This is a genomic window from Salinispirillum sp. LH 10-3-1 (assembly GCF_030643825.1).
Lineage (GTDB): Bacteria > Pseudomonadota > Gammaproteobacteria > Pseudomonadales > Natronospirillaceae > Salinispirillum.
This window is the reverse complement of sequence record NZ_CP101717.1, coordinates 474,586-500,554: the sequence shown is the minus strand read 5'-3', so window position 1 is coordinate 500,554 and position 25,969 is coordinate 474,586. Positions and strand designations below refer to the sequence as shown.

The 25,969-nt window shown below is 55.7% G+C and carries 16 protein-coding genes; 10 read left to right on the top strand and 6 right to left on the bottom strand.

Going from position 1 to position 25,969, the window contains the following annotated elements; genetic code table 11:
• Nucleotides 1–2 precede the first annotated feature (2 nt).
• Together NFC81_RS02230 and NFC81_RS02225 are read left to right on the top strand one after the other, a co-directional pair.
• Nucleotides 3–542, top strand: coding sequence for a hypothetical protein (locus NFC81_RS02230; protein ID WP_304995909.1), 540 nt, complete (start codon nucleotides 3–5; stop codon nucleotides 540–542).
• A 146-nt stretch (nucleotides 543–688) separates the two neighbouring features.
• The gene (locus NFC81_RS02225; protein WP_304995908.1) at nucleotides 689–1,234 is read left to right on the top strand and encodes a YaeQ family protein; all 546 of its coding nucleotides are present in this window, start codon (nucleotides 689–691) and stop codon (nucleotides 1,232–1,234) included.
• An 88-nt stretch (nucleotides 1,235–1,322) separates the two neighbouring features.
• Here the strand turns inward: NFC81_RS02225 and NFC81_RS02220 are convergent, their stop codons facing one another.
• From NFC81_RS02220 to NFC81_RS02205, 4 genes are all read right to left on the bottom strand, one after another.
• Nucleotides 1,323–3,155, bottom strand: coding sequence for a S8 family serine peptidase (locus tag NFC81_RS02220; protein WP_304995907.1), 1,833 nt, complete (start codon nucleotides 3,153–3,155; stop codon nucleotides 1,323–1,325).
• Between the two features lie 250 nt (nucleotides 3,156–3,405).
• Entirely contained in the window at nucleotides 3,406–5,535 is a 2,130-nt protein-coding gene (locus tag NFC81_RS02215; protein ID WP_304995906.1) for a hypothetical protein, read from the bottom strand.
• A 113-nt stretch (nucleotides 5,536–5,648) separates the two neighbouring features.
• Nucleotides 5,649–10,643: a pullulanase-type alpha-1,6-glucosidase gene (pulA, locus tag NFC81_RS02210; protein WP_304995905.1), complete on the bottom strand. Its 4,995-nt coding sequence runs from the start codon at nucleotides 10,641–10,643 to the stop codon at nucleotides 5,649–5,651.
• A gap of 229 nt (nucleotides 10,644–10,872) precedes the next feature.
• Complete coding sequence (locus tag NFC81_RS02205) at nucleotides 10,873–12,447, bottom strand: cation:proton antiporter family protein (RefSeq protein ID WP_304995904.1); 1,575 nt, start codon at nucleotides 12,445–12,447, stop codon at nucleotides 10,873–10,875.
• A gap of 71 nt (nucleotides 12,448–12,518) precedes the next feature.
• Between NFC81_RS02205 and NFC81_RS02200 the strand changes: the two genes are divergently transcribed.
• Nucleotides 12,519–12,908 (top strand): diacylglycerol kinase, encoded by a 390-nt coding sequence (locus NFC81_RS02200; protein WP_304995903.1) that lies wholly within the window; start codon nucleotides 12,519–12,521, stop codon nucleotides 12,906–12,908.
• Here the strand turns inward: NFC81_RS02200 and manA are convergent.
• Nucleotides 12,905–14,119, bottom strand: coding sequence for a mannose-6-phosphate isomerase, class I (gene manA, locus NFC81_RS02195; RefSeq protein ID WP_304995902.1), 1,215 nt, complete (start codon nucleotides 14,117–14,119; stop codon nucleotides 12,905–12,907). The two genes, NFC81_RS02200 and manA, sit on opposite strands and share 4 nt — an antisense overlap.
• A gap of 142 nt (nucleotides 14,120–14,261) precedes the next feature.
• Between manA and NFC81_RS02190 the strand changes: the two genes are divergently transcribed.
• The 6 genes from NFC81_RS02190 (at nucleotide 14,262) to prpF (ending at nucleotide 22,821) form a co-directional block, all read left to right on the top strand.
• Entirely contained in the window at nucleotides 14,262–15,896 is a 1,635-nt protein-coding gene (locus tag NFC81_RS02190; protein WP_304995901.1) for a HAMP domain-containing methyl-accepting chemotaxis protein, read from the top strand.
• Nucleotides 15,897–16,062: 166 nt separating this feature from the next.
• Nucleotides 16,063–16,740 (top strand): GntR family transcriptional regulator, encoded by a 678-nt coding sequence (locus NFC81_RS02185; protein ID WP_304995900.1) that lies wholly within the window; start codon nucleotides 16,063–16,065, stop codon nucleotides 16,738–16,740.
• Between the two features lie 25 nt (nucleotides 16,741–16,765).
• Nucleotides 16,766–17,656 carry a methylisocitrate lyase gene (gene prpB, locus NFC81_RS02180; RefSeq protein ID WP_304995899.1) on the top strand — a complete coding sequence of 297 codons (891 nt, stop codon included), beginning with the start codon at nucleotides 16,766–16,768 and terminating at the stop codon, nucleotides 17,654–17,656.
• 201 nt (nucleotides 17,657–17,857) lie between these two features.
• Nucleotides 17,858–18,997, top strand: coding sequence for a 2-methylcitrate synthase (gene prpC, locus NFC81_RS02175; protein WP_304995898.1), 1,140 nt, complete (start codon nucleotides 17,858–17,860; stop codon nucleotides 18,995–18,997).
• A gap of 27 nt (nucleotides 18,998–19,024) precedes the next feature.
• The gene (acnD, locus tag NFC81_RS02170) at nucleotides 19,025–21,622 is read left to right on the top strand and encodes a Fe/S-dependent 2-methylisocitrate dehydratase AcnD (RefSeq protein ID WP_304997003.1); all 2,598 of its coding nucleotides are present in this window, start codon (nucleotides 19,025–19,027) and stop codon (nucleotides 21,620–21,622) included.
• Nucleotides 21,622–22,821: a 2-methylaconitate cis-trans isomerase PrpF gene (gene prpF, locus NFC81_RS02165; protein ID WP_304995897.1), complete on the top strand. Its 1,200-nt coding sequence runs from the start codon at nucleotides 21,622–21,624 to the stop codon at nucleotides 22,819–22,821. Before acnD ends, prpF begins: the two co-directional genes overlap by 1 nt.
• Before the next feature lie 320 nt (nucleotides 22,822–23,141).
• Here the strand turns inward: prpF and NFC81_RS02160 are convergent, their stop codons facing one another.
• Nucleotides 23,142–23,630, bottom strand: a complete 489-nt coding sequence (locus tag NFC81_RS02160; RefSeq protein WP_304995896.1) for a hypothetical protein — start codon at nucleotides 23,628–23,630, stop codon at nucleotides 23,142–23,144.
• Between the two features lie 548 nt (nucleotides 23,631–24,178).
• Here NFC81_RS02160 and NFC81_RS02155 point away from each other — a divergent pair.
• Complete coding sequence (locus tag NFC81_RS02155) at nucleotides 24,179–25,888, top strand: M1 family aminopeptidase (protein ID WP_304995895.1); 1,710 nt, start codon at nucleotides 24,179–24,181, stop codon at nucleotides 25,886–25,888.
• Nucleotides 25,889–25,969 lie beyond the last annotated feature (81 nt).

The window sequence follows — 25,969 nt, the reverse complement described above, 5'->3', positions numbered from 1 at the left end:
ATATGGCAAGGAAATTCAAAGGACAGAATAAACGTCGTACGGTTAGTAAAACTACCCTATTGGTTGTTGGTGAAGGCCCCGATGACCAAGCATTCATCAAACACATGAATCAGCAGTTTCGAAATGAAAACACACAGCGAAGTGCCACCATAAAGAAAGAGTCGGGTGGTTCGCCGGGCAACATCATTACCAATACAACCCGAAAGTACCAGAACAGTGACTATGACCAACGCATTATTGTTCTCGATAGCGATATTCCAGTAGGTGCAGCCAGCCGAGCACTGGCAAGCAAACATGGCTTTGCGATCGTCCTTTGGTCTCCTACCTGTCTAGAAGGGGCTTTGCTGGATGTTTTGGGTGAGCCTGTTCATGCACATGAATCCAACCAAGCATTGAAAGGTCGACTACATCCGCGTTTGGCCGCTCATCATACAGAGCCTGAAGCCTACGCTGGGTTGTTTCCAAAACCGATATTAAAAGAAGCGGTGAATGCTTCCGTGGTACAAGTACGGTCGGCACTTACAGGTAAAACGGGGCAGTAATATCAAACGGTAGGCTTTTTACCGCTTGCGGCATGGTTTTTTAGCCGCGAAATACCCTGCAACCATCATAGATAGGCGCCATAGCACTTTACCTCTCCCGCCGCACAGCGGATACTCCCCCTTTTTCCACAGCAAGGCCCAGTTTCATGGCAAAGACCGCCACCGTTTTCAAAGCCACCATCAACATCGCCGACATGGATCGCGGTTATTACGCCGACCATTCGTTGACGCTGGCGCAGCATCCGTCGGAAACCGATGAACGCATGATGGTGCGACTGCTGGCGTTTGCCCTGAACGCCGGTGAACACCTCACTTTCTCGCGCGGCTTGAGTGCTGAAGGCGAGCCCGAGCTGTTCGAGCAAGCGTTAACCGGTGAGATCGAGCTGTGGGTGGCTTTTGGTCAGCCCGATGAGAAATGGCTGCGCAAGGCCAGTGGCCGAGCCAAAAAAGTGCGGGTATACGCGTACGGCGGACGCAGTGTGCCTGTCTGGTGGCAACAAAACCAAAATACCTTTCAGCGTTACGGCAATATGCAGATCTGGGAAGTTCCCGAGCCTCAGGTGAAAGCCATGGGGGCGTTGGTTGACCGCTCGATGCAGTTACAGTTCAACATCAGCGAGGGTCAAGTTTGGTTGTCGAAGGCGTCGGACAGCGTGTTGATAGAACCGGTATTGCTGAAAGACTGGCAGTAACCAATGCGCATAAAAAAGGGGTGAACCCGCAGGTTCGCCCCTTTTTTATTTCAGCGCCCAGTCCCTGAGCGCCCTGTTGCAGAAGCACCTAGTCGAAGGTAATGCTCCACGCGCGGATGTAACCGATGTCGCGACGTGCTTCGTCCGATACTTCTAGGCGCCATACTCCGTTAGCCGGATGCTGGCCGCCGTTAAAGCGGAAGGTGCGAATGAAGTCTCTGCCACTGTCGTTCGACGGCGTTGCCAACTGCGCACGTGCGCCATTCGGCAATACCAAGGCGACGCGCAGATCACCGCGATAGGTGTGGCGAATATCGACTTCAACGGTGAACACGCCCGAGTTACCCGAACGATTAATCATCAATTCACTGACAACGCCTGTCCGGTCGTTGTCTGGAATATCAACTCGCTCGTTGCTTTCGAAACGGTTTTCAGGCTCTGGATCCGGGCCCGGCTCACTGCCGCCAATGATTTCCAACGCGCCATGAGCATCGGCAATACCCGGCCCACATAGGCTGGTCGTACAACGATTGCTGCCTGATACCGCTGGGAAAGTGCGTGCCGTTTGCTGCAACGCGTCCTTCACTTGGTCGTGGGTCAGGTTCGGCTGTACGGCGTACATCAGCGCCGCAATACCAGCAACGTGCGGAGCCGCCATACTGGTGCCTTGCTGGAACGCATAGCTGTCACTGCCAATGGACGTACGACCGCTGTTATGCGTCGACAGAACACCGCCGACTTGGCTTTGTGACATCTCGCCACCGGGTGCAGCAATGTGTATACCGTCACCGTAGTTGGAGTAGAACGCCCGCGCACCCTGCCGGTTGGTCGAGGCCACGCTGATGACGTTAGGGCAGTTGGCCGGTGTTGCGTTGGCGACATTCTGGTTTTCATTACCCGCCGCCACGACTATCGTCGCACCTGCGTTTACCGCGTCATTGATGGCACGCTGATATGCCAAACCACACTGGGCCGTACCGCCCAAGCTCATATTAATCACCTGAGCCGGGTTTGGATTATTAGGCACACCGGCGACCGGCAAACCGGCAGCCCAACGGATACCATCGGCGATGTCAGATGTGTAACCACCACAACGTCCCAGTACGCGCACGGGTACGATCTTCGCCTGCCAAGCGACGCCCGTCACACCCACGCCGTTGTTACCTGCGGCCGCAATCGTGCCTGCCACATGTGTACCATGCCAGCTGTTGGTGGTGTCACGCGCTGGGCGGTTATTTCCACACGCACCCGCCCGCACCCAGTCACCGGGATCAGACGCATCGCTGTCGCGACCGTCGCCGTCGTTCGCCATCCACACGTCCGACACAAAGTCGTATCCGGGCAGCAAGTTATCCACTAAGTCAGCGTGAGGACGAATGCCGGTATCCAGTACCGCGACCACCACGTCATTGCTGCCGGTTGTGATCGACCATGCTGCAGGGGCATTGATGCCGCCCGCTGGTTCGTACAGATGCCACTGTTGCTGATACTGCGGGTCGTTAGGCGTCATCAATGGCTGCATACGATGATCAATTTCTACGTGTTCAATGTCGTCACGGGCCTGCAGCTCGCTGATGGCACGGCTCAGGCCGTCCTCGTCATCTACTCCGGCTAAGCGAACGACTAGCCCACCTTCAGCAGCACTGCGGACGGCGGTGAATTGATAGCCGGTCTGAGTGTTGAGTCGAGCAATCCGCTGATCCACAAGGGCTCGACCTTGAACCTGTGCATCCGAGTCGCTTTTACGATAGTGGATGATCAGTCGCTCGCCGGAAAAATCGTTGTCCGACGTGTCGATCAGATTGTCGTGCTGATCTTGCGCTGTGTAATCGTTGGGTACGCTGTCAGAAAGACAGCCTGCGAGCACTAAAACCAAGGGCAGCATCAGCACCAACGGTCGTCCTGTTTTACAAAATGGCATGGAATATTTTCCTTATTAGTTAAAGACCCGGTACGGCGCGATTGCCGCACCTTACTCTTGCTAGGCAACTGTTCTGCTCGTCCTTTTTGTTGTACAAGCTGCCTGACACCACCCAAGATAGTAATGAATCCCAAGAGTGTAAAAATCTAATGACAGGAATAGCGCAGGCTGTGAAAGTGGTCACAGAGCCAAGTGGGGATTATTGAATTCAGTGCGGCAAAGGCACCTCTTTAAGGCCTATATACTGCCGTTAAGCGGGTAAATCTGGCTGATTGTGCTGTAACAGCGACACCCACTGCTTATTTTCATCCGCCAAGGTGTCGGTAAAAGCCCGCACCAGCTCACGCAGTTCGCGCGTGCGCGCCCACGCTATGGCTTGGTCGTTGATAGCCACGCCCGCTTCGGTGATGGTTTGGTGCATCTGCATGGCCTGGCTGAGGGTGGTGAGGCGCTGCCACGTCTGTGCTGATATCGCCGAAATACGCCCTACTTCGTTTTGGTTCAAAATACCGTGAATCGCCGCGCCCCATGCCGGAAAGAACGCGGTAAAAAACAGGATGCCGGGCAGATGAAACACGAAGTGGCTCAGCACTGCAGCAAAGGTCAACGCAAACAGCAGCAATGAAAAACGGTGCAGCCGGTGATGGTCTTTGTGCAAGCGATGATACTTACTCTGATAATAAGCCCGGTTGTCGGCCAGCGCGTGATTCACGCCTTGTAGGATGGCGTCGTTGTGATGCGTAATGCGGAAGTAAGCCTTGCCCGCAGCGCTTTTTGGCAAGCCCTCGGCAACGACAATGCGCTGCAATATCCAGCCTTCGGGTTGAATGACACGAACGGGCGAATGCGCTTCTTTCTCCGGGTTGGCCTCAGGCTCCCAAACCCGTTGTTTAACGCTTTCGGGCATAACCATTAAGGGAAAGCCGATGCGCAGAATACGCAGTTGCTCGGCCAGATACCGATAACTCATCCAGCGCTCATGCCAGCCCTTAAAGCGCGCAATCAACACCCGTCCCACCACAAAGCGCAACAAGATAAATTCCAGCACCACCCAAATGTAGTACCAGCCTGGCTCTTTGGCGGGCCAGAGGTAAATAGCGCCCGCGACGGCGCAAAACACCGCCAAAGCAGCCGCGTAATAGATAACCCAGGTATCATCACGGTAACGGGTGGCAAATACACGGGCTTGCGCATCGGCCCAATGGAAGAATCCGGGCAGCGATGTCTCGCGAATGGGGCTTGAGGGCGCGTCACTATGGTTTTGCTGCGTCTCCAGGCGCTCCGAGCGCAAGGCGCGTACCGCTTCGCGCGGCTCGAGTTTAATCAAGCCAGAAAAGAAGCCATGTAGGCGGCTGACCATGTTTTCTTGCCAACTGATTTTCCGCACATCGCTGTTCAAGCATTCCAAAATGTGCAACCCAGCACTGCGTTGCGGTGGGTTCAGCATCACCTGCAACCAGAGCACGCCCCCCAACAACCAGTTGAACAACCCGAGTGGTCGCCGAGTGCCGCCGAACGTCACGAAAAACTTCAACCAACCCAGCAGGTAACCCAGTGTGGTGTCTTGCCGTGCAATACGTCGTCGTAACACGCGCTCTTCATTGTCTTCATTGAGCGCCGGTAGGAACGGCAGCAACAAGCCCTCGAGCCACACATCCAATTGCTGGTCGAAACCTGAGTCGTGCAGCGCGTAGCGATTGAACAGTCCGCGCAGCAGTTCCGGCGTGGCGTCCAGCACATCTATTTCGGTCAAGGCACGATCAGTCAGTCGGGCCGGATCCGCCAACCAAACATTCGGAGCTTCGCCGTTCTGTGCCAGTTCAAGCCAGATGACCGGAATGCGCCGCAGCAGTGCAGATTTCACGGCTAAGGCAGTGCCGCTGGTCATGGGAAAAGGCTCTTGCCCATCCCACACGGCGATCATCAGATCGGAGAAACTCAACACCATGCGGTCACGCAGGCTGTAGTCGTCTTGGCGCAGGGTGCGCGAGCGCACGCCGGTAGGTTTCATGCCGAGTGAAATCGCGCGCTGCGGCTCGGGCTCTTGGTAGCTGGCGTCGTCGGCGCGTCCGGGAGCGACAACATGCAGCTCATATCCGTTGGGTTGCGCGGCGTTGGCGGCCATTTCATCCACACCATCCGCAACGCCCGTCAACAGTCGATAGACCGGCGGCACGTCGTCGTACACCCGGGCACCGGTCGCAAAGGCCTGTTCCGCACGCGCTTGCACCCGTTGCAACACCGCGTTCAAGACCTCAGCGATAGCAGAGCTTCGAGGTTCATAGCCGGACTGCTGCAAACGCTTAGCCCGATGTCCGGTCACCATCACACCCAGAGCGGGCGCGATGCGATGATGATAGTCAGCGGTCTGCGTGGGCATAGCGGAGCGTCCTAGCCTAAAAATGTTATCTTAGACTAGGGAAGCTCTTAAGTAATCCCTCGCGACCCTTATCTTTGGCATCGTGCGTCACCGTGCATCCATGCAGTCGTGCGCTAGTCCATCCGCGCTCCGACATGAATAGCCAATGCTTCCAGCGGGGCCAGGGTGACAAGCAACTCGCCGTCGGCATTCACACTCAGGGTTTGGCCTGCGCAGTCATCCGGCTCGGCGGCCAACACGTTGCAGTACTCACCGGCAGGCAACGACGTCGGCAAGTTGACGCTCATCACGCCGTCGGTCTCACGGTTAATGGCCACAAAACCAGCCCCGTCACGCGCGAAGGCGATTTGATTCGCGCCGTTGTCCCACCAGTTCACCACCGGGCTAGACTCGGCGATGGCGCGAAACGCCACCATGTTGGCAATGGGACGCCAGCGGTGTTCGCACACCCAGTCGTCACCAAAGCAATTCACTGCTTGGTCGCCGTGCACGGAGGCCGCAGGCGGGCCCATTTCGGTATTGCTGAAGCGATAGCTGGACATAATGCGCGGGTAGCCGTAAGGCCACGCCAGCATGTACACATTGGCAAGGTCGTACAGACCGGGTGTAGCTTCTTGATGGGTCAGGATATTGCCCCCGGCACCATGACCGCGTTGGTTGTCGTGGTTGTCGGTAAACACCACCACGTCCGAACCGGCGTGTTGGAATTCACCCCATACCTGCCCGAAATTCGCCAACCAAGCCAGACTGCCCGTTTTGAACACGCGCGAGATTTCACGGCTGTAGATGAATTCTTCCACCATGCCTAAACCGAGATACTCACTGGAGCGAATCGGCTCATTACCGAGGTCGATGATTTCTGAAAAGAAATACGGATCGCCGGTAACGCGGTTAATAATGCCCGCGATGTCGTCTGCGGCCATGTGCTTGGCCGCGTCAATACGGAACCCCGTTACGCCGATATCGACCAAGTCTTGTATGTAGGCAGCAAGGGTTTGTTGTACGTATTCATTGCTGGTGTTCAGGTCAGGCAGTTCCGACAATTGGCACTCTTGCACCTCTGTACGGTTCTGATAATTGCTGATCACGCATTCCGGGTGGTAATCACCAACATCGTACAGACCTGGGTGATTCATTCGGCTCCACTCTGTACCACCGCTGCCCACCGGACCACCGGCGCCCACACCATTACCTGCGGTAGGGTTCCACGTATCGATATCAGCGGTGTGGTTGATCACCAAATCAGCGTAGATCTCTACACCCACGGCGTTGCAGCGCTGCACCATGTCGATGAACTGCGCCCGGTCACCGCTGCGCGAATTCAACTGATAGCTGACGGGCTGATAGCGCGTCCACCAGGTATTACCGACAATGTGCTCTTGCGGGGGCGACACCTGCACAGCGGTGAAGCCCTTGTCGCTCAGATGCAGCTCACATTCCTGCGCGATGTCCGGCCAGCTCCACTCGAACAGATGCACAAAGGCAACCTTATTCTCGGGTAACACGGGCTCCTCCGGGTCAATGATCACCACGCCATCGTCGCGTTCTTCGGCGCTCATGGGGTCGCAGTTGCGCTGCCAGACGCCGCCCTGATAGCAGCCGTTTTCCGCGCGCGTTAAATCACTCGTTTGTGCCCTGCCGTTATCATTGAACACCACATTGATACTGCTGACGCCATCAAAGGCATAACGATACCAACCGTCACCCACGCTGGTCATAGCCACACCGGGCCATGAAGAGTTGGTCACACTGCCGGCGGGGATAGCGTTCCAATAATGCACATACGCCGTGCCCCAATTGGTTGGTTTTTCAAAGTACACCACCAGGCTTTCGACGGGGTCATTGCCGTCGCCGGGCGTTTGACCATCGTCATCATCGTCGTCCGCCAGCGCCACCAAGGTTACCGTGACGATCTGATTGCCCGGGTTACTGCGATTCAAAGTAAGACGGTATTCTCCGCTTTCCGCCACGGTGATCTGCAAGTTGCCATCACTGCCACCGGCAGCCATCACGGCCACGGAGCCACCACCGTCACTGAAATTCGCACTGTTGGTTTGCGTACCCCAGTCGGCATCAGCAATCTTAAAGGCATAGGTACCGGCATTGAGGTCGATCAAGCGCGTATAGGTATCGTTGCCGCTGTAGCTCATCGCCGTGCCATGCGTCCAACCGTTCATTTCACCCAGCAGGAACAAACTGTGTGGCGCCGCCTCACCCAAGCCGATGCCTTGCTCAGCCCCTTGGGGCAATACAAACACCGCCGTGGTGCGCGCCGGAACGGTGAAGGTACCGTTGGCGCTGTCGAAGCCCGCATTGAACGCCGTTGAACTGGTGCGGTGCGCAGGATGCAGCGTGAAACCTTGGCCTACCGCTTCCGCCACACTGTAGCTTTGCGCACTGCCACTGGCGTTGAACAGCACCACCACGGCATCGTGGTCGGGGTCGATGTCCGTTAGACCCAGGCCATCGTTGATGCTCTTGACGATCAAGCCTTGAATCTGGTTGCTACCCGTGTTGTGGAAGCGCACGCGGTCCCGCACATCGGCGGCGCTGGACAAACGGAACAGCTTGCTGCTGGCCCGTATGCGCATCAGATCAAGGAAGTACTCGTAGGTTGCATCAATGTGCTGCGGTTGCGGCTGGGATGCCGGGTTTTGAATGATCTGCGCAATGCGGTCATAGCGCGGTTCGTTCTTTTCGCGCACCGGCAAGCCGACGTTCCAGTTGTTGGTTTGCCGGGTGAAATCGACGTAGTTGAACCAGTCACCGCTGTCGTAGCTGTCGCGGTCCATCGACTTCGAACGCAGCAGTTCAGAACCCATGTGAATGAACGGAATACCCTGCCCCAGCATGGGATAGGAGAGCGCGACTTGATGCGCCTGAACGCGGTCTTGGGTGTTCATGCCGGCAGGCAGATTGTCTTGCAGAATGTCCCACAGGGTTTCGTTGTCATGCTTGGACACATAATTCACTGTGTCGGCGGGGTCCGCACTGTAACCTGCGGGCTGGCCGTTCCAGATGTAGTCGTAGGTGCGTTCAATGGTGTTCGAGGCGGTACGGAATTCGTAACTGCCCACATTGCCGACCAAACCGATGCGCGTCACATCTTGTTGATGCAAGGCCCCACCACCGGTGAACAGGTCTCCAGCGCGCACAGCTTCGCGCAAGCGGTCGGAGAATGTGCCGACGTGCGTACCGGCCATATTGAGCTGACTAGCTTGGTCAAAGCGACGATCGTCCATCACCTCACCAAAATTCCAGCCTTCGCCGTAGAAGTAGTTGGTGGGGTGCACGGCTTGCACCGCGTCACGCGCCCGCAGCACGGCGTCACGCGGAATATGGCCCATTAAGTCAAAGCGGAACGCATCAAAGCGGTAGTGCTCGGCCCAACTGACCAAGGAGTCCACCATGAGCTTTTCCATCATGCGCCATTCAGTAGCGGTGTTCGGGCAGCAAGTGGTGTCTTCAATAGCGCCGGTGACTTCATTGCGGCGGTGGTAATAACCCGGCACCACTTTATCGAGCACCGACTTTTCATCCAGTCCAGCCTGAAACGTGTGGTTGTACACCACATCCAGCGCCACCAGTAACCCCATGTCGTGCATGCTGGCGATCAGTTCACGCAACTCACGAATGCGTGTTACGCCTTCCGGGTTCGTGGCGTAGCTGCCTTCGGGGGCAAAAAAGTGGTACGGATCGTAACCCCAGTTAAAGCTGTCCAACGCACGCATATCTTCCACCAAGGCTTGCGCGCGGTCGGTGGTGGGGTCAAAGCTTTCAAAGACACTGAGTAAGGTCTGGCTGGATGAGAATTCAGCGCAAACGAACGACGCTGGGCGCTGCGCACAGAGGTCGGCCACCGTATGGTTCAAGTCTACTTGCAACGCAGGGTCTTCAATCATCGAACCGAGGTCGTTCACCGGCAGCAGGTGAATCATGTTCAAACCGGCATCGGCCAGGGTTTGCAAATGCTGCATGGGCGCTGTGTTGGCCAAGGTGAAGGCCTTATAGGTACCGCGATACTGCGCTGGCGTTGAGGTATCCCGCGCGCTGAAATCACGTACATGCGCTTCGTAGATAATGAGGTCGGTCGGGTCCGGCATAGTGGGACGACTCAATGTATCCCATTGGGCGGGCTTCAGGTCGGCATCTTGCAAGTCAACCACCTGGCTGTAACGGCTGTCGGTGGACAAGCTCAGCGCATAGGGGTCGGTCACTTCATAGGTTTCAAGCGCCAATGTATCAGGGTGAAAAACAGTGATTTCATAACGGAAGAACTGCCGGTCCACATCGGGACGAAATGCTGTGGTCGACCACACACCGGTCGCCATGTCTTCGGTCAGTTCAATGCTGTCGAGCAGCGCTTTGTTAGCATCGTACAATTTCAAATTCACTGTCAGAGCGGTCGGCGCCCACACGCGGAACGTCACGTCAGAACCTACAAACTGCACGCCCAAATCAACGTCCACCGCACTGCCCGTGCCCGTAGCGTAGAGATCATCCAACACGCCGGGAATTTGCACTTGCGTGGCTTGGCGCATGGCGCCCTGCGTGTCATAGGCGACGACGACCAGTTGCTGCTTCAACAGCGCTTTGCGCACGTCATCCGACAAGCTGGCATCTAACGCAAAGGCATCACCCGACAGACTGCGGAAGCGGTCACTCACATCACCGCTGACACTGCTGGGCTGCAACTCGAAATAGCCGCCCGTGCCAAATACGCCAGAACTGGTGACTACCAAATCGGCGGCCGGAGAATGGTACAGCCGCACACTCCAATTACCGTCCAGTCCGCCCTGCCAGAGCAACGTCTCGGCATTCAGCCAATGCATGGCCGCGGTATCGGGAACGGTATTGATTTCGACGATGGCACCCGAAGCGGGCTCTATTTCACCGTCTGACGGTACGACGATGGTTTGTTTAGCCCCGGTATTTCCTGTACCGGGTGTGCCCGCGTCTGCATCCTGCGTGGCATCAGGTGTGGCCCCGGAGGCATCGGTGCTGTTCGCATTACCCGATTCGGGATCGCAGGCGGCCAGCGCCAAAGTAAGAAAAAATAGAATAGGCTTCGACCAGCTTACGCTGGCGATCAGACGGTTCAGAGACATGTGAGTACCCGGCTTCGTTATTGTTGTTGGCGATCAGGTGTCATCTTGTTGTAATTTTTGACGAAGCCATTAAAACGCAGCCAATAGCGAATTTTCAGTTAGAACTGCCTATGCGGTTGAAAAACGCCCGCACGGCGTAGAGAGGGGTCGAAAGCAGGAGAAAGGGTGGGGTTTGGGGTACAAAACAGTGGTAGCCTGTCTACGCCTAGGGGGCGTAGACCGCAATGGTTTACGCCTCTTTAGATGCCGCCATAACGCTGTCGGCCAAGGCAAGGCCTGCTTCTTCGTAAACATAGAATACGGCATCGGCGCCCAGCTTCTGTAACGGCTTGGTCTCGTCCGGGTACTCCACAATGGCAGCCACCTTGCCGGCGAATTTTCGTCCTTTGAGCTGCTCCAAGGCAAACACATTACCCGCGTGATGCGGCATGGCGAGAAGCACCAATTGAATACCCTCCGACAACAAGATCTTTTCCCAGAAATCCGAATCCACCGCATCACCTTCCAGCAGCCGAAAGCCTTGCGCACGCCAGCGTTCCACCGTGGATTCGTTGTTATCAATGCCCAACACCCGCAAGCCGTAGTGCTTTTCCAAACGCTGATAAGCCCCCCGACCAATCTTACCCATACCCAGTACAATGGCCTGGGCATCACCCAGCTCCACCGGGCGATCATGCGGATGCAAACGGCCAGCAGGCGCTTCGGGCAACAACGGCCTGATCCGCCGATACAGGCGTTCACTGAAGACGTTCAGTATCGATACCACCACAAAACTCAAAGCCACCGCCAGCGATAAAATGACCAACCAGTCGGCCGACAACCAGCCTTGCGCCAACGCCAGGGCGGCGACGATCAAACCGAACTCAGAGAAATTACTGAGACTCAAGGTCGCCAACACCGTTGTCCGAGCACGCAAACGGAATTGCGGGAAGATCAGCATAAACAGCACTGTCTTCAGCGGCAGTACCAACATAATCAACAAGGCCACGCCCAAATGTTCCCATGTGGGTAAAGCCAGCAAACCGATGGACAAGAAGAAGCCGACTAAGAACAACTCTTTGATGTTGAACAACGCACGGGCGAGTGACGCCGCTGCCTTGTGCGGTGCCAGCAACATACCCACCACCAGCGCGCCTAAGTCGCCCTTAACACCGACCCATTCAAACAACTGATAGCCCAGCACCAAGGCCACCAAGAAACCAAACAGCACCTGCATCTCGCCATGCCCTAGACGATTCATCAAGTGCCGAATCAGCGGTGCCAACGGGATTAACAACAACAGACCCAACGCCCAAACGCTCGGCAGCTGACCGGTGGACGCGGTGAGAAACAATACGGCAAAAATATCCTGCATGATCAGCACGCCAATGGCGATGCGACCGTACAATGAACTCGTTTCACTGCGGTCTTCCAAGACCTTCACCGCAAACACGGTACTGGAGAACGACAGTGCAAAGCCCAAAACCAGCATGGACGACCAATCGTTATCTTGCAGCAAGCGCAAACCCAAGGCTTTCAGCCCAATCAACACGCCCAAGAACAAGGCACTGGAGAGCACCATGTGCGCCGTTGCACTCCCCCACACCACGGGTTGCAGCAGCGACCGGACATTCAGCTTTAGGCCAATGGTAAACAGCAGCAAGGTCACGCCCAAATTCGCTATGGTGGTCAGCTCCGGGGTCATTTCATACCCCATGGCGTTCAACGCGAAACCCGCTACCAGAAAACCGGCCAACGGCGGCAGGCGCACCGCCATGGCCAACAAGCCACCAACAAAAGCGTAGATAAAAAAGGCAGGTTCCATCAGCTTATCACTGTGGTAATGTCATGATTATGGTGTTAACTGGCGAGTCTATTAGGAGACGAGGATACAACATGGGCAAGCCCGGCACTACTGGCCTGCAACGCATCATTAATGCAACACGCTACTCCATGCTCGGCTTTCGCGCCGCGTACCGCAACGAAGCGGCCTTTCGGCAAGAACTGTTGCTGGTAGCCTGCGCAGTATTGGCAGCGGCCTTTCTGGCGGACACCCTGTTGCAGTGGTTACTATTGGTTGGCACAGGCCTTTTGGTGTTGATCGTCGAGCTGCTGAATTCCGCCATTGAAGCGGTGGTAGACCACGCCAGCCCGGAATGGCACGAACTGGCCGGACGCGCGAAAGACATGGGTTCCGCCGCTGTGTTCACCAGCCTGATGCTCATGGCGCTGACCTGGGGCGTGGTGGTGTGGGAGACGCAAATTTTGGGGCGCTTCGTCGGCTAGAGGGTCTCAACTACCGTCGTCACCACCGCCAACCGCGCATTGCCGCGCAAACGCACTTCACCCAAACACGCGGGCAGCAACACAATACTGCCCTGCTGCACAGTTTGGTCGGCCACCTCGGCTTCACCTTCGAGCACCAGCAATAACTCGGCACTGCCGCTGGTGCCCAGTGTGGTTCTGCTCTCATTCAAGTCAATCAGGTGCAATTGGAAGTCAGTACAGGGCACATCGTAACGCGTTACGCCCTGCTCCGTAGTTCCCGGTTGCACCTGCACGCTGTCGGCGCGAATTTCGGTCACGCGCAGTAATTCCGCGACATCTTTGTACTTGCTGGTCAGCCCACCGCGCAGCACATTGTCGGAGCTCGCCATCACTTCCAAGCCGGTGCCGCGCAAATAAGCATGCGGGATTCCGGCGTCTAAATAAATCGCTTCTCCCGGCTGGAGCACCTGTACGTTCAACAGCAACGGAAAGAAGATGCCCATGTCTGCACCGTATTGCTGGTGCAACTGGGCCATCCAGGCGAACTCACTGCCGTCGGGCAGCACCGCCATGGCGTCATCGACAATGCGCCGAACGTCTGCTGCTGGCAGCGCCAATGACCACGCATAGAGTTCTTCTAAGGCCGACAAACCATCGCGCTGCAACGGCTCAACCCACGCCTGTAAGGCGGCGCAACTCAACTGCGCCAAGCGCTCTGCTACGGCTTCGGGCTGCCGAAAGCCGGCCATGGCGTGAAACTCCGTCAATGCCACCAAGAGTTCGGGCTTATGGTTGTCGTCTTTGTAATTGCGCGTGGGGTCAGTCAGCGCTTTGCCCTGCGCATTTTCGGCGGCAAACCCCGCTTCAGCCTGTTGCTTCGAGGGGTGCACCTGTATGGATAACGCACTGCCTGCACTTAGCACCTTAAAGAGATAAGGCAACCGATTCTGCAGTTCAGCGTGTTGTGGCCCGAGAATGTCTTCCGGATAACGGTCGATTAAAGCATCCAGATGTGTGATGCCTTCTATCGTTTCTGCCAAAGGGGACGGTAACCCTGCATGCGCGCCCATCCACAGCTCGGCCACCGGTAACACTTCGTCTTTCGTGATCCAACCCAGCACCTGCGCGATGCCATCGCGGCTACCCCACGCATAATGTTGAAAGATTGGCTGCAAAAGAATGGGCTGGTGCACACAGGGCATGAAGTAATCACCATAAAGAATCGACATTGCAGTTTAGCGCGCTCCCTGTCCGAGCACCACGGCCCTTTCGAGCTTCAATACTTTTACATATTGGAGAGGGAATTTAATTACTCGGCTTGTCCGGTTTCGACTATAAATAAATGACATGATTATAATTTAGGAGCATATCATGAACTGGGTAAACCGGAGTCTGTTCAACAAGCTGTTGGCCATCATCACAGGCGGCTGCCTACTGATTCTGATTGCTGGCGCGTATTACTTCCAACGCGTCAACCACAGCATCAATCAATACAATCAATTGATCGCCAGCGAAATCGCCATCGAGCGACAAATCAGCCTGATGTCGAACGAATTCAAAACCCAGATTCAAGAATGGAAAAACGTCTTGCTGCGCGGTCACGACCCGGCGCAGCTCGACCGTTTTTGGACCAGTTTCCAACACCAAGAACGCCTTGTTCAAGACATTGGCGCACGGGTACTGCCCATGATGTCCGAAGGGCCAGAGCGGCAGTTAGTACAAGAGTTTCTGCAAGCGCACCGTACCATGGGCGAGCGCTATCGCGGTGGTTTGGAAGACTTCAGGGCCAGTGGTTTTAACCACATTGCGGGCGATGCAGCGGTAGCCGGGATGGACCGTGAACCGACGCGACTATTGAATGCAGCGGCCACGGCGCTCAGCAACTATGCCGTTGAGCGCTCTGATCAAATTCCGGACGAAGTGTCCTCTGCCACCCTGCTCGCTGGAGCCTTATTGATGGCAGCCATCCTGGCATTTGGCACAGTGGCCATGTTGGTGGTCAATTCAGCCATTGTGAAACCAAGCCGTAGCCTGATTGGCGCTATACACGCACTGAGCCAAGGGCAACTGGACAACAACATTGATATTCGCCGCCAGGATGAACTGGGCGTCTTGGCTTCCGCGGCCCGCGAACTGCAAAGTTTCTTAGCCGCCATCGCAAAAGAAATGCACCAAACCTCTGATGCACTCGACAACGCCACGGAAAGCTTGGTTACGGCGTCCAACGCCATTGTCGAACACACCAACGGCGCCAACGACAGCACTGCACAAGTAGCAACCGCCATGGAAGAAATGGCGTCTGCAGCGCAAGAGGTGTCTAACCATGCACAAGACGCCGCCAGCCTAGCCAACCAAGCCAACGAAGCAGCAATGACCGGATTGAAAGCGATGGACGAGGCGCGCAGTTCTATTGATCGGTTAGCTGAACAAATCGGGTCTTCCATGAAAACGGTCGACAAACTGGAAACCGAAACAGCCAACATTGGCAATGTGTTGGACGTCATCAAAGCCATTGCTGAACAAACCAACTTGCTGGCCTTAAACGCCGCCATTGAAGCCGCGCGCGCCGGTGAACAAGGCCGGGGCTTTGCCGTGGTGGCCGATGAAGTTCGGTCATTGGCGCAACGCACTCAAACTTCCACCCAAGAGATTCAAGGTATTATTGAAAGTGTACAAAGCGGCGCGCGGGACACCGTTACCGTGATGAAACAGTCACGCGACATCTCACAGCAAAGCGTCAGCACTTTCAATGAATCGGCAGAACAACTGCACAACGTCACCAACGCTATTGGCGACATCAACACCATTAACACGCAGGTTGCTACAGCCTCGGAAGAACAAACCAGCGTGGCCGGTGATATCGCCAAAAACATATCGAGCGTGGCAGAGCAAACGGAAGAAACGGCAACCACCGCCCGCAGCTTGAATGGCATATCCGCGACGCTGCAAGAGATGGTACGACGTAATCGAGAACTCAGTGGTCGCTTTTCGGGGGTAACCGGCTGAGATAAATCAACATATGTTCGGCCAGAGGGCTGGCCTCCTACATGTAGGAGTTCGGCCCTCCACGCCAACAGCCGACCACACATTGTCGACAATCTATCACTTTATTATGGACACAGACGGATAATTACGACTATTATGTCGACAATCTTAATCCGAGTGTCGACACATGACCGTCTCCACACTGAAAACTCAGACCATCACCGAAGACCTCGCCCAGCGTCTCAGCCAAGCCATCATTCATGGCGAAATGCCGCAGGGCAGCAAGATTTCCGAACCTGAACTGGCGCGCAAGTACGGCGTATCCCGTGGGCCATTGCGCGAAGCCATTGTGAAATTGGAAGGTATGGGCCTGGTCACCCGCATTCCTAACGTGGGCGCGCGCGTGGTGGAATTGTCGACAGAATCCCTCGCTAACACCTTCGCCATCCGCGAAGCGCTGGAAGGCATGGCAGCACGTCAAGCCTGCGAATTCATTTCCGACGCCGAGTTGGACGAGCTAAAAGCACTGCTGGAACAACACGAACAAGACTTGCTAGCCAGTGGCGGCGAACACTACGCCGACCAAGAAGGCAATTACGACTTTCACAACCGCATCATCCGCGCCAGCCGCAACAAACAACTGATTGCCCTGCTGTGCGACGAACTCTACGCCGTGGTGCGCATGTACCGCCAACAAACCGCCGACCACCGCACCGACCCTATTCAAGCGCTGCGCGAACATCAGATGATTCTCGACGCGCTGCGCAACCGCGAAGCCGACTTGGCCGAGCTGTTGATGCGCCGCCACATCAGCCGGTCACGGCGCTTGCTTGAACATTATCTTTCGCACACATCTAAACCCTAAACATCAGCTAACAGGAGGCCACCGCATGGCATCTTCAACCACAGCACTTTCACAAGGCGCAAAATTCCGCCAAGCCGTGGCCGACCACGCCCCCTTGCAAGTGGTCGGTACTATTAATGCCTACACCGCCATGATGGCAAAACAGACCGGGCATCAGGCTATTTATCTGTCTGGCGGCGGCGTCGCCAACGCCTCCTACGGCCTGCCGGATTTAGGCATCACCTCACTGAATGACGTACTGGAAGACGTACGCCGCATCACAGCCGCTTGTGACCTGCCTTTATTGGTCGACGCCGACACCGGCTTTGGTGGCGTGTTCAACATCAAGCGCACAGTGACAGAAATGGAACGCGCAGGCGCAGCCGCCATTCACATTGAAGACCAAGTCGCGCAAAAACGCTGCGGCCACCGCCCGAACAAAGCCATCGTATCGGCCGGAGAAATGACCGACCGCATTAAAAGCGCCGCCGATGCCCGTACCGACAGCAGCTTCGTCATCATGGCACGCACTGACGCACTTGCCGTTGAAGGCATGGACTCCGCCATTGAGCGCGCCGTGACCTGCGTGGAAGCCGGGGCCGACATGATCTTCCCGGAAGCCATGATCACCCTCGAACAATACCAACAGTTTGTCGACGCGGTGAAAGTACCGGTACTCGCGAACATCACCGAATTCGGCGCGACGCCACTGTTCAGCAAAGAAGAACTCGCCACCGTCGGCGTGAGCTTAGTGCTGTACCCGCTGTCAGCTTTCCGCGCCATGAACAAAGCGGCGCTGAACGTGTACCAACACATTCTGCAAGACGGCCACCAGCGGGACGTGGTGGATACCATGCAGACCCGTATGGAGCTGTACGATTTTCTGAACTACCACGACTATGAACAGACCCTAGACCGGTTGTTCGGCAAGGATTAACTCCCTGTAACCCGAGCTGGCAAAGCCTATTGCCAGACTTGGTGTTTGCTACCGGTGTTTGTCCCTACCGGGGAAGTCCTGCACACGGCGTATGCGGCCCGGACGGCCGCATCCGAGCCCCCATGGATGGGTTCACGGCGTCCGTGGAAAGGACTTCCCCGGTAGGGACAAACACCTTACAAATCAAAGAGGACAATAATAATGACCGACACCACAGCGAAACCCCTATCTGGCGCAGGCCTGCGCGGCCAATCCGCCGGCGAAACCGCCCTCTGCACCGTCGGTAAAACCGGCGCCGGCCTCACCTATCGCGGCTACGACGTCAAAGAACTCGCCGACAAAACCCAATTTGAAGAAGTCGCCTACCTGCTGCTGTACGGCAAACTGCCCAACCGCACCGAACTGGCAGGTTACATCAGCCGCCTAAAAAGCCTGCGCGGCCTACCCGACGCCCTAAAAGCCGTACTGGAACAGATCCCCGCCGACGCCCACCCCATGGACGTCCTGCGCACCGGCTGCTCCATGCTCGGCAACCTCGAGACCGAACACAGCTTTAGCGACCAACTGAACCACATCGACCGCATGCTGGCCGTCTTCCCGTCCATCATCAACTACTGGTATCGCTTCAGCCACCACGGCGAGCGCATCGATACCCTGGCCCCCGAAGTCGACTCCATTGGCGGCCACTTCCTTGCCCTGCTGCACGGCAAAAAACCCAGCGAACTGCACGAACGCGTCATGAACGTCTCGCTGATTTTGTACGCCGAACACGAATTCAACGCCTCAACGTTCGCCGCCCGCGTCTGCGCCTCCACCTTGTCCGACGTCCATTCCGCCGTCACCGCTGCCATCGGTACTTTACGAGGCCCACTGCACGGTGGCGCGAACGAAGCCGCGATGGACATGATCCAACAATGGAAATCGCCCGACGAAGCAGAAGAAGCCATTCTGGGTATGCTGGCGCGTAAAGACAAAATCATGGGTTTTGGGCACGCCATTTATCGCACCCACGACCCACGCAACGACATCATCAAACTGTGGTCGGAAAAACTGGCCGCCGAAGTGGGCGACACCGTGCTTTACCCCGTGTCTGTGCGTTGTGAAGAAGTGATGTGGCGCGAGAAAAAACTGTTCTGCAACGCCGACTTCTTCCACGCCTCTGCGTACCATTTTATGGGCATCCCCACCCCGTTGTTCACCCCCATTTTCGTGTGTTCACGGGTGAGCGGCTGGACCGCCCACATCATGGAACAACGCGCCAACAACCGCATCATTCGTCCCAGCGCCGACTACACCGGGCCAGAAAACCGCCCCGTACCGGCACTCGACGAACGCGCCTAAACACCACCGGAATCAGCGAGCCCAATGATGAACAGCCTCTACAGAAAAACGCTCCCCGGCACCGCACTCGATTATTTTGACGCCCGTGCTGCGGTAGACGCCCTCACACCCGGCGCTTACGACACGCTGCCGTACACCTCGCGTGTGTTGGCCGAAAACCTCGTGCGCCGCTGCGACCCCGAGTTGCTGAACGACGCCCTGCGCCAGTTGATCGAGCGCAAGCGTGACCTCGATTTTCCGTGGTTTCCGGCGCGTGTGGTGTGTCACGACATCTTGGGCCAAACCGCATTGGTAGACTTGGCTGGCCTGCGCGACGCCATTGCCGCCATGGGCGGCGACCCGGCCAAGGTCAACCCTGTAGTGCCAACGCAGTTGATTGTGGACCACTCGCTGGCGGTTGAGCACGGAGGGAACGACCCGGATTCATTCGCCAAAAACCGCGCCATTGAAGACCGCCGCAATGAAGACCGCTTCCACTTCATCAACTGGACCAAGCAAGCGTTCAAAAACGTCGATGTGATTCCGCCCGGCAACGGCATCATGCACCAGATCAACCTGGAAAAAATGTCGCCGGTGATTCACGCGGTAGACGGCGTCGCCTACCCCGATACCTTGGTCGGCACCGACAGCCACACCCCGCATGTGGACGCACTCGGTGTTATCGCCATTGGTGTGGGCGGTTTGGAAGCGGAAAGCGTCATGCTGGGCCGTGCCTCATGGATGCGCCTGCCCGACATCGTGGGTGTAGAACTGGTCGGCCAGCGCCAACCGGGTATTACCGCGACCGACATCGTTTTGGCGCTGACTGAATTTCTGCGCAACGAGAAAGTGGTATCGACCTGGCTGGAATTCTTTGGCGAGGGTGCCTACTCGCTGACCTTGGGCGACCGAGCGACCATTTCCAACATGACGCCCGAATACGGCGCCACGGCGGCACTGTTCTCCATCGACCAAAACACGCTGGACTATTTAACGCTCACCGGCCGCAGCGCCGAACAAGTAGCCTTGGTTGAGCAGTACGCCAAAACCACCGGTTTGTGGGCCGACAGCCTGAAGAGCGCGCAGTACGAGCGCGTCTTACGCTTTGATCTTTCAACCATAGGCCGCAACATCGCCGGGCCGAGTAACCCGCACAAGCGCGTATCGACCGCCGACCTTGCCAAATTGGGCATCAGCGGCACCGTCGAAAATCACGCCGATGGCCGCATGCCAGACGGCGCAACGATTATCGCCGCCATCACCAGTTGCACCAACACCAGCAACCCGCGCAACGTCATCGCTGCGGGCCTGTTGGCGAAGAAAGCCAATGCCTTGGGCCTGCAAGCTAAACCTTGGGTGAAGACCTCGCTAGCGCCCGGTTCCAAAACCGTACAACTGTATTTGGAAGAAGCGGGCTTGCTGCCCGAACTGGAAAAACTGGGCTTCGGCATCGTCGGTTTTGCCTGCACAACCTGTAATGGCATGAGCGGCGCGCTGGACCCGAAAATCCAGCAAGAGATCATCGACCGCGACCTCTACGCCACCGCCGTATTGTCCGGCAACCGCAACTTCGATGGCCGCATTCACCCCTACGCCAAGCAGGCGTTTTTGGCCTCACCACCGTTAGTCGTGGCCTACGCCATTGCCGGTACTATTCGCTTTGATATCGAAAAAGACGCCCTCGGCGTGGACGCTAAAGGCCAGCCAATTACGCTGAAAGACCTCTGGCCCAGCGACGAAGAAATCGACGCCATTGTCGCCCAAGCGGTGAAACCCGAGCAGTTCAACGCCGTGTACATTCCCATGTTCCAAATCGACGACAGCGCCAAAACGGCAGTCAGCCCGCTTTACGAATGGCGCCCGCAAAGCACCTACATTCGTCGTCCACCCTATTGGGAAGGTGCCCTGGCCAACAAGCCTGCGCTCAAAGGTATGCGTCCGCTGGCCGTGCTGGGCGACAACATCACCACCGACCACCTGTCGCCGTCTAACGCCATCATGCTCGACAGCGCAGCGGGTGAATATCTGGCCAAAATGGGCTTACCAGAAGAAGACTTCAACTCTTATGCCACGCACCGCGGCGACCACCTCACCGCGCAACGCGCCACCTTTGCCAACCCCAAACTGCTGAATGAAATGGTGCAGGAAAACGGCAAAATCAAACAAGGATCGCTGGCGCGCTTAGAGCCCGAAGGCCAAGTGGTGCGCATGTGGGAAGCCATTGAAACCTACATGGCACGCAAGCAGCCGCTGATCATTGTGGCCGGAGCCGACTACGGCCAAGGCTCCTCGCGCGACTGGGCCGCCAAAGGTGTGCGCTTGGCGGGTGTAGAAGCCATTGCCGCCGAAGGTTTTGAGCGCATTCACCGCACGAACCTGGTCGGTATGGGCGTACTGCCGCTGCAATTTGCGCCCGGCACGACGCGGCTTACGTTGCAGTTAGACGGCACCGAAATCTATGCTGTTGAAGGCGACATCGCCCCCGGCGCAACCCTGACTTTGGTGATTGAACGCGCTGACGGAAACAAAGAGCGTGTGCCAGTACAGTGTCGTTTAGACACCGCCGAAGAAGTGTCTATCTACAGCGCAGGCGGCGTATTGCAGCGCTTCGCGCAAGATTTTTTAGAATCTGAAGGAGCTGTGTGATGACCGCAACAAAGACGTTCACACCGCAGCAACGCATCCCCGCCACCTATATGCGCGGTGGCACCAGCAAAGGTGTGTTCTTTCGCTTGGACGACCTACCCACAGTCGCGCAGCAACCCGGCCCGGCGCGTGACACTTTGTTGATGCGGGTGATCGGCAGCCCCGACCCCTACGGCAAACAGATTGACGGCATGGGATGTGCCACTTCCAGCACCAGCAAAACCGTGATCATCAGCCGCAGCACGCGGCCTAACCACGACGTAGACTACCTATTCGGTCAAGTCAGCATCGACCAACCCTTTGTGGATTGGAGCGGTAACTGTGGCAACCTGTCCGCCGCCGTTGGCCCGTTTGCTATTCAAGCCGGATTGATCGACCCCGCACGCATCCCCGAGAACGGTTTGTGCGAGGTGCGCATTTGGCAAGCCAATATCAGCAAAACCATTGTTGCGCACGTACCCATCACCCACGGCCAAGTGCAAGAAACCGGCGACTTCGAACTGGACGGCGTGACCTTCCCCGCCGCCGAGATCGCCGTGGCCTTTATGGACCCCGCCGCCGATGACGACCCGGAAGCCAGCGGCGGCGCACTGTTCCCCACCGGCAACGTGCAGGACCGCTTGGAAGTACCGGATGTCGGTAGCTTCGACGTCACCATGATTAACGCCGGCATTCCCACCATATTCCTGCACGCCGACGCACTGGGTTACACCGGCACCGAACTGCAAGACGCCATCAACAGCGACCCCGCTGCCCTCGCCCGTTTTGAAACCATACGCGCCCATGGCGCCGTAAAAATGGGCTTGATCAAACACCTGGACGAAGCCAAAACCCGCCAACACACCCCCAAAATTGCCTTCGTCGCCCCCGCGCAGAGCTACACCGCCTCCAGCGGTAAAGCCATTGCTGCCAGCGATATAGACTTGGTGGTACGCGCGCTCTCTATGGGCAAACTGCATCACGCCATGATGGGCACCGCCGCCGTCGCCATTGCTGCCGCAGCGGTGATTCCGGGCACCTTGGTGAACCAAGCAGCTGGCGGTAAACAGCGTGATAGCGTTGTCTTCGGCCACCCTTCTGGCACGTTGAGAGTGGGGTCGGTAGCTGAGCAAAATGGCGACGATTGGGAAGTGAAGCAAGTAACGATGAGCCGCAGTGCACGGATTTTAATGGAGGGGTGGGTGCGGGTGCCAGTGTGAGGTTCTCTGCATAGGCTTTCGGGAACATCTAATAACCCCCTTTTCTCAAGCTGGCGTTGTTAAAAATGTCCTCGAAATGCTCACTGGCTTGCCAGAACGACCATAGGTCGGCCCGGAGGGTGAGCGAAGCGAATATTTACAGCCAGTAAACTGCGCTTTATCGGGCATTTTTGTCTAGCCAGCTTTTCGCCTCTGAGGTTTCTAGATGCTCCCTTTCGGGTGTCTGCCTATGTTGCTTTATCAATTACAGATGCGCTGAAGTAGAGTCAGCAGTGGCAAAACCACTAACTCCAACCTTTTTAATCCTGAGCAGCTGTTCATCAGTTGCTTGTAATAGACGGTGCCGGAATATTGCAGCTCCTTGTTTGTACTCCGGTTGAGAACTTTTCCATGAACTCTACAATGTAGTAACTCTCACAATGACTTACACCGCTCCCGCAGTAGGTATCGCAGAATTCAACCAGATTGCACTCCGCCGCCACATATTGCTCGTAAGCCCTTCTCTTATTTTCCAATAGATCAAGTATTTGATTTGAACTTGTTGAGCACCGGACGAAACCTAATTCATCACCCGGATCGGGTTCTTGCATAGCCAGCATCGAGAGATAAGTGGCAATGTGTTCACGCAAATTGGCATATGCTTGCTCGGCTTTCTCTATGTCACAAAGCACACTGTTAGACTCTCCCCTAACTCCGACTAAGTCAGGGTTATTAACCGATTTTTCGCACCAATAGCTATCGTTTTCAGCATAAACATTTCCCAATGTACTTGCTGAGATCACCACTGCGAATAAAAGGATTCGCATCATTATTGTATCCCTCAAAAAAACGAGCTTAGCAAGCTGAGAAATTAGCAATATCTAAGATAAATGTCCAAAGACATGTTTGGTTCGGCACTCAATAGGCGCCCATCACCGCTCGTTTCGTATTTCAGGAAATTAAACCTGCGAGATTCGCACTGCTGCCTACACCTTAGATAACAGTCGTCCGATAGGCCAAAAAACGGTTAAGATAAGTCAGCGGGGAAACCAACACCGCGGCCCACCTTTTATTGATATTGGGCAAAATCTGACTACGAGATATGGATGCTCACGCTGTACAGCAAATCAGAGCGCGCCCGCATTCCCGGGCATGCGCTCAAGCAAATTGCGGAGCAACACCCAGAAGTTTTTAGTCAACTTCACTGATCAGCGTTCATCAGTAGTACTACATGAAAGCCAAAGTAAAGGAGCACTGGCTTCGGCAGCGAACGTGAGCTGAACATAAACTTTTCAGTCGTGAAAAAACTCTGCCTACCTGCTTTAAATTTTGTAGTAGCGGATAATATTTGGCCGCTTCGTCGCTTAAGGAACGATAAGTGAGAAAAACGTGGTTACTGTCCTGCTTGCTCTTGTCTTTGTTGCTGCTGTTACTCTTATTTTTGGTGTTGTGGCTACACTACGTGCGAGCTGAAAGCCAGCGTGTTTTGCCAGTCGAAATGGCGTTTAAGGAACCCTATCAGGTGCGATCCTTGCAGAGCCAAATTACCGTCGAGGATCAGCAAATCCATCATCAGTTGCAGCTGGAACTGGTGGTCAACGAGCGCAACCTGAGCGAGATCGATCTATACTTCGGGCCAAACCTCAAGCACCTCGAAGTAGCCGGTGCCGCTCAAAGCGTTCACCAGCCATTTAATTTCGGTTGGCGTCGTTACCTCTCGTGCCAGCAGATGGCTTATGGTTGCCCGCTGACAGGGTTTGAACGATACAGATTAAAACTGGATCGGCGTTACCACCAAGGGGAAGCCTTCGTTGTGCAAATGCAAGCCTTGCTGGTCAATGAGCTTCGCAGAGTGGAAGACACTGAATGGCTGGATGAGCTGGTAGCAACAAATGGGCTGAACGGGCGCCTAGATTTGGTCAACCCTTTTAGTGCTTTGTTTCCATTTATTAGCAGCACCATCCCGGAAGCGGATTACTGGATACAACAAGGCGACTCGGGCTTGCTGTTCTTTGCAGGCAACCTGTTGAGTCAAGGAGAGAAATGGCATATTCGTCGCGAGCATCAAACGCTGCCTCTTGACCTGCTTTATGGCGATTTACAAGTGCAGCGGTTCGAGCATCAGGGCTTCAGCTATTTCTTTAGTTCGCTTGCCAATCGTAGCCAACCGGACTTTCACCTTCAGCAGAAAATGGAGCTTGTGGCCTCCGTTAAAGCATTTTTTCCCGAACCTTTAGCCTATCGCCACAATTATATGTGGGTTGATTACGCGACAAATCGAGCACGAACCCACCACTCCTCGGCCTCCGCCACCATGTATATCAACCCATCTCAATGGCGACTGGAAAATACGCTGATGCAAGCGCATATCGTTGCGCATGAGATGATCCATCAGTGGACTTGCACCGGTTTAACACACTGCTGGCCGCATAATTACTTGGTGTTGGAATCTTTAACCGAGTATTTGACCATCAGAGTTTTAGAGAGCATAGGGCGCTATAAGAAGGCTGACATTCGTTCTATACGCTACTCTGCGTATCTTGATCACCACGAAAGTTTGCGTGGGCTAGCCGCGACGGCCAGTAATCCACAGCTGTATTACTTTAAAAACCACAGCCTGTTTTACCGCTTGGAACATTTGCTGGGTGAAGATACCTTTTTGGCTGCAATATTTGACTACCTTGAGCAACACTATGATCGACAGTCACTAGAGTTTATGAGTGACGATGGCTTTATTCATACGCTCAAACAGCGTTTCCCTGAGTATAAGGATGCCATCGGGTTTTTGATGACCACATCGGAGGAATTTTCTTTCCAAGTGGCCAGTCAAAAGCAGAGCGAGCGCGGTATAGATTACCAAATTGTAGTCACGCACCAAGAGTACATTCATGGCTGGCCCTTGGACAAAGCTTTTACACCCTGGTTACAGGTACAGGCGGAATTCGATGGCCAAACTGTCGCGTTGCTTGGTTGTGAGTTACGTCAGGACGGTTGTTGGCTGAATGTACCTTTCGAGTTAGAACATGATCGCTTGGTCATCGATCCATACAGAATGTACTTTGATGTTCGCCCCGAAAGCAATGGATAGACGCACTGCACGGCTGGTGAATCACCCGACTCTATCTGAGGGCATTTTGGAAAGCCCGCCGTGGGGCGGGCTCTCTGTGAG

Bases quoted from the DNA above. Each gene is read 5' to 3' on its own strand.
- NFC81_RS02225 (WP_304995908.1), top strand. From the start codon at position 689: ATGGCAAAGACCGCCACCGTTTTCAAAGCCACCATCAACATCGCCGAC.
- prpF (WP_304995897.1), top strand. From the start codon at position 21,622: ATGACCGCAACAAAGACGTTCACACCGCAGCAACGCATCCCCGCCACC.
- prpB (WP_304995899.1), top strand. From the start codon at position 16,766: ATGGCATCTTCAACCACAGCACTTTCACAAGGCGCAAAATTCCGCCAA.
- NFC81_RS02160 (WP_304995896.1), bottom strand. From the start codon at position 23,630: ATGATGCGAATCCTTTTATTCGCAGTGGTGATCTCAGCAAGTACATTG.
- NFC81_RS02230 (WP_304995909.1), top strand. From the start codon at position 3: ATGGCAAGGAAATTCAAAGGACAGAATAAACGTCGTACGGTTAGTAAA.
- prpC (WP_304995898.1), top strand. From the start codon at position 17,858: ATGACCGACACCACAGCGAAACCCCTATCTGGCGCAGGCCTGCGCGGC.
- NFC81_RS02220 (WP_304995907.1), bottom strand. From the start codon at position 3,155: ATGCCATTTTGTAAAACAGGACGACCGTTGGTGCTGATGCTGCCCTTG.
- NFC81_RS02200 (WP_304995903.1), top strand. From the start codon at position 12,519: ATGGGCAAGCCCGGCACTACTGGCCTGCAACGCATCATTAATGCAACA.
- NFC81_RS02190 (WP_304995901.1), top strand. From the start codon at position 14,262: ATGAACTGGGTAAACCGGAGTCTGTTCAACAAGCTGTTGGCCATCATC.
- NFC81_RS02205 (WP_304995904.1), bottom strand. From the start codon at position 12,447: ATGGAACCTGCCTTTTTTATCTACGCTTTTGTTGGTGGCTTGTTGGCC.
- NFC81_RS02215 (WP_304995906.1), bottom strand. From the start codon at position 5,535: ATGCCCACGCAGACCGCTGACTATCATCATCGCATCGCGCCCGCTCTG.
- acnD (WP_304997003.1), top strand. From the start codon at position 19,025: ATGAACAGCCTCTACAGAAAAACGCTCCCCGGCACCGCACTCGATTAT.
- NFC81_RS02185 (WP_304995900.1), top strand. From the start codon at position 16,063: ATGACCGTCTCCACACTGAAAACTCAGACCATCACCGAAGACCTCGCC.
- pulA (WP_304995905.1), bottom strand. From the start codon at position 10,643: ATGTCTCTGAACCGTCTGATCGCCAGCGTAAGCTGGTCGAAGCCTATT.
- manA (WP_304995902.1), bottom strand. From the start codon at position 14,119: ATGTCGATTCTTTATGGTGATTACTTCATGCCCTGTGTGCACCAGCCC.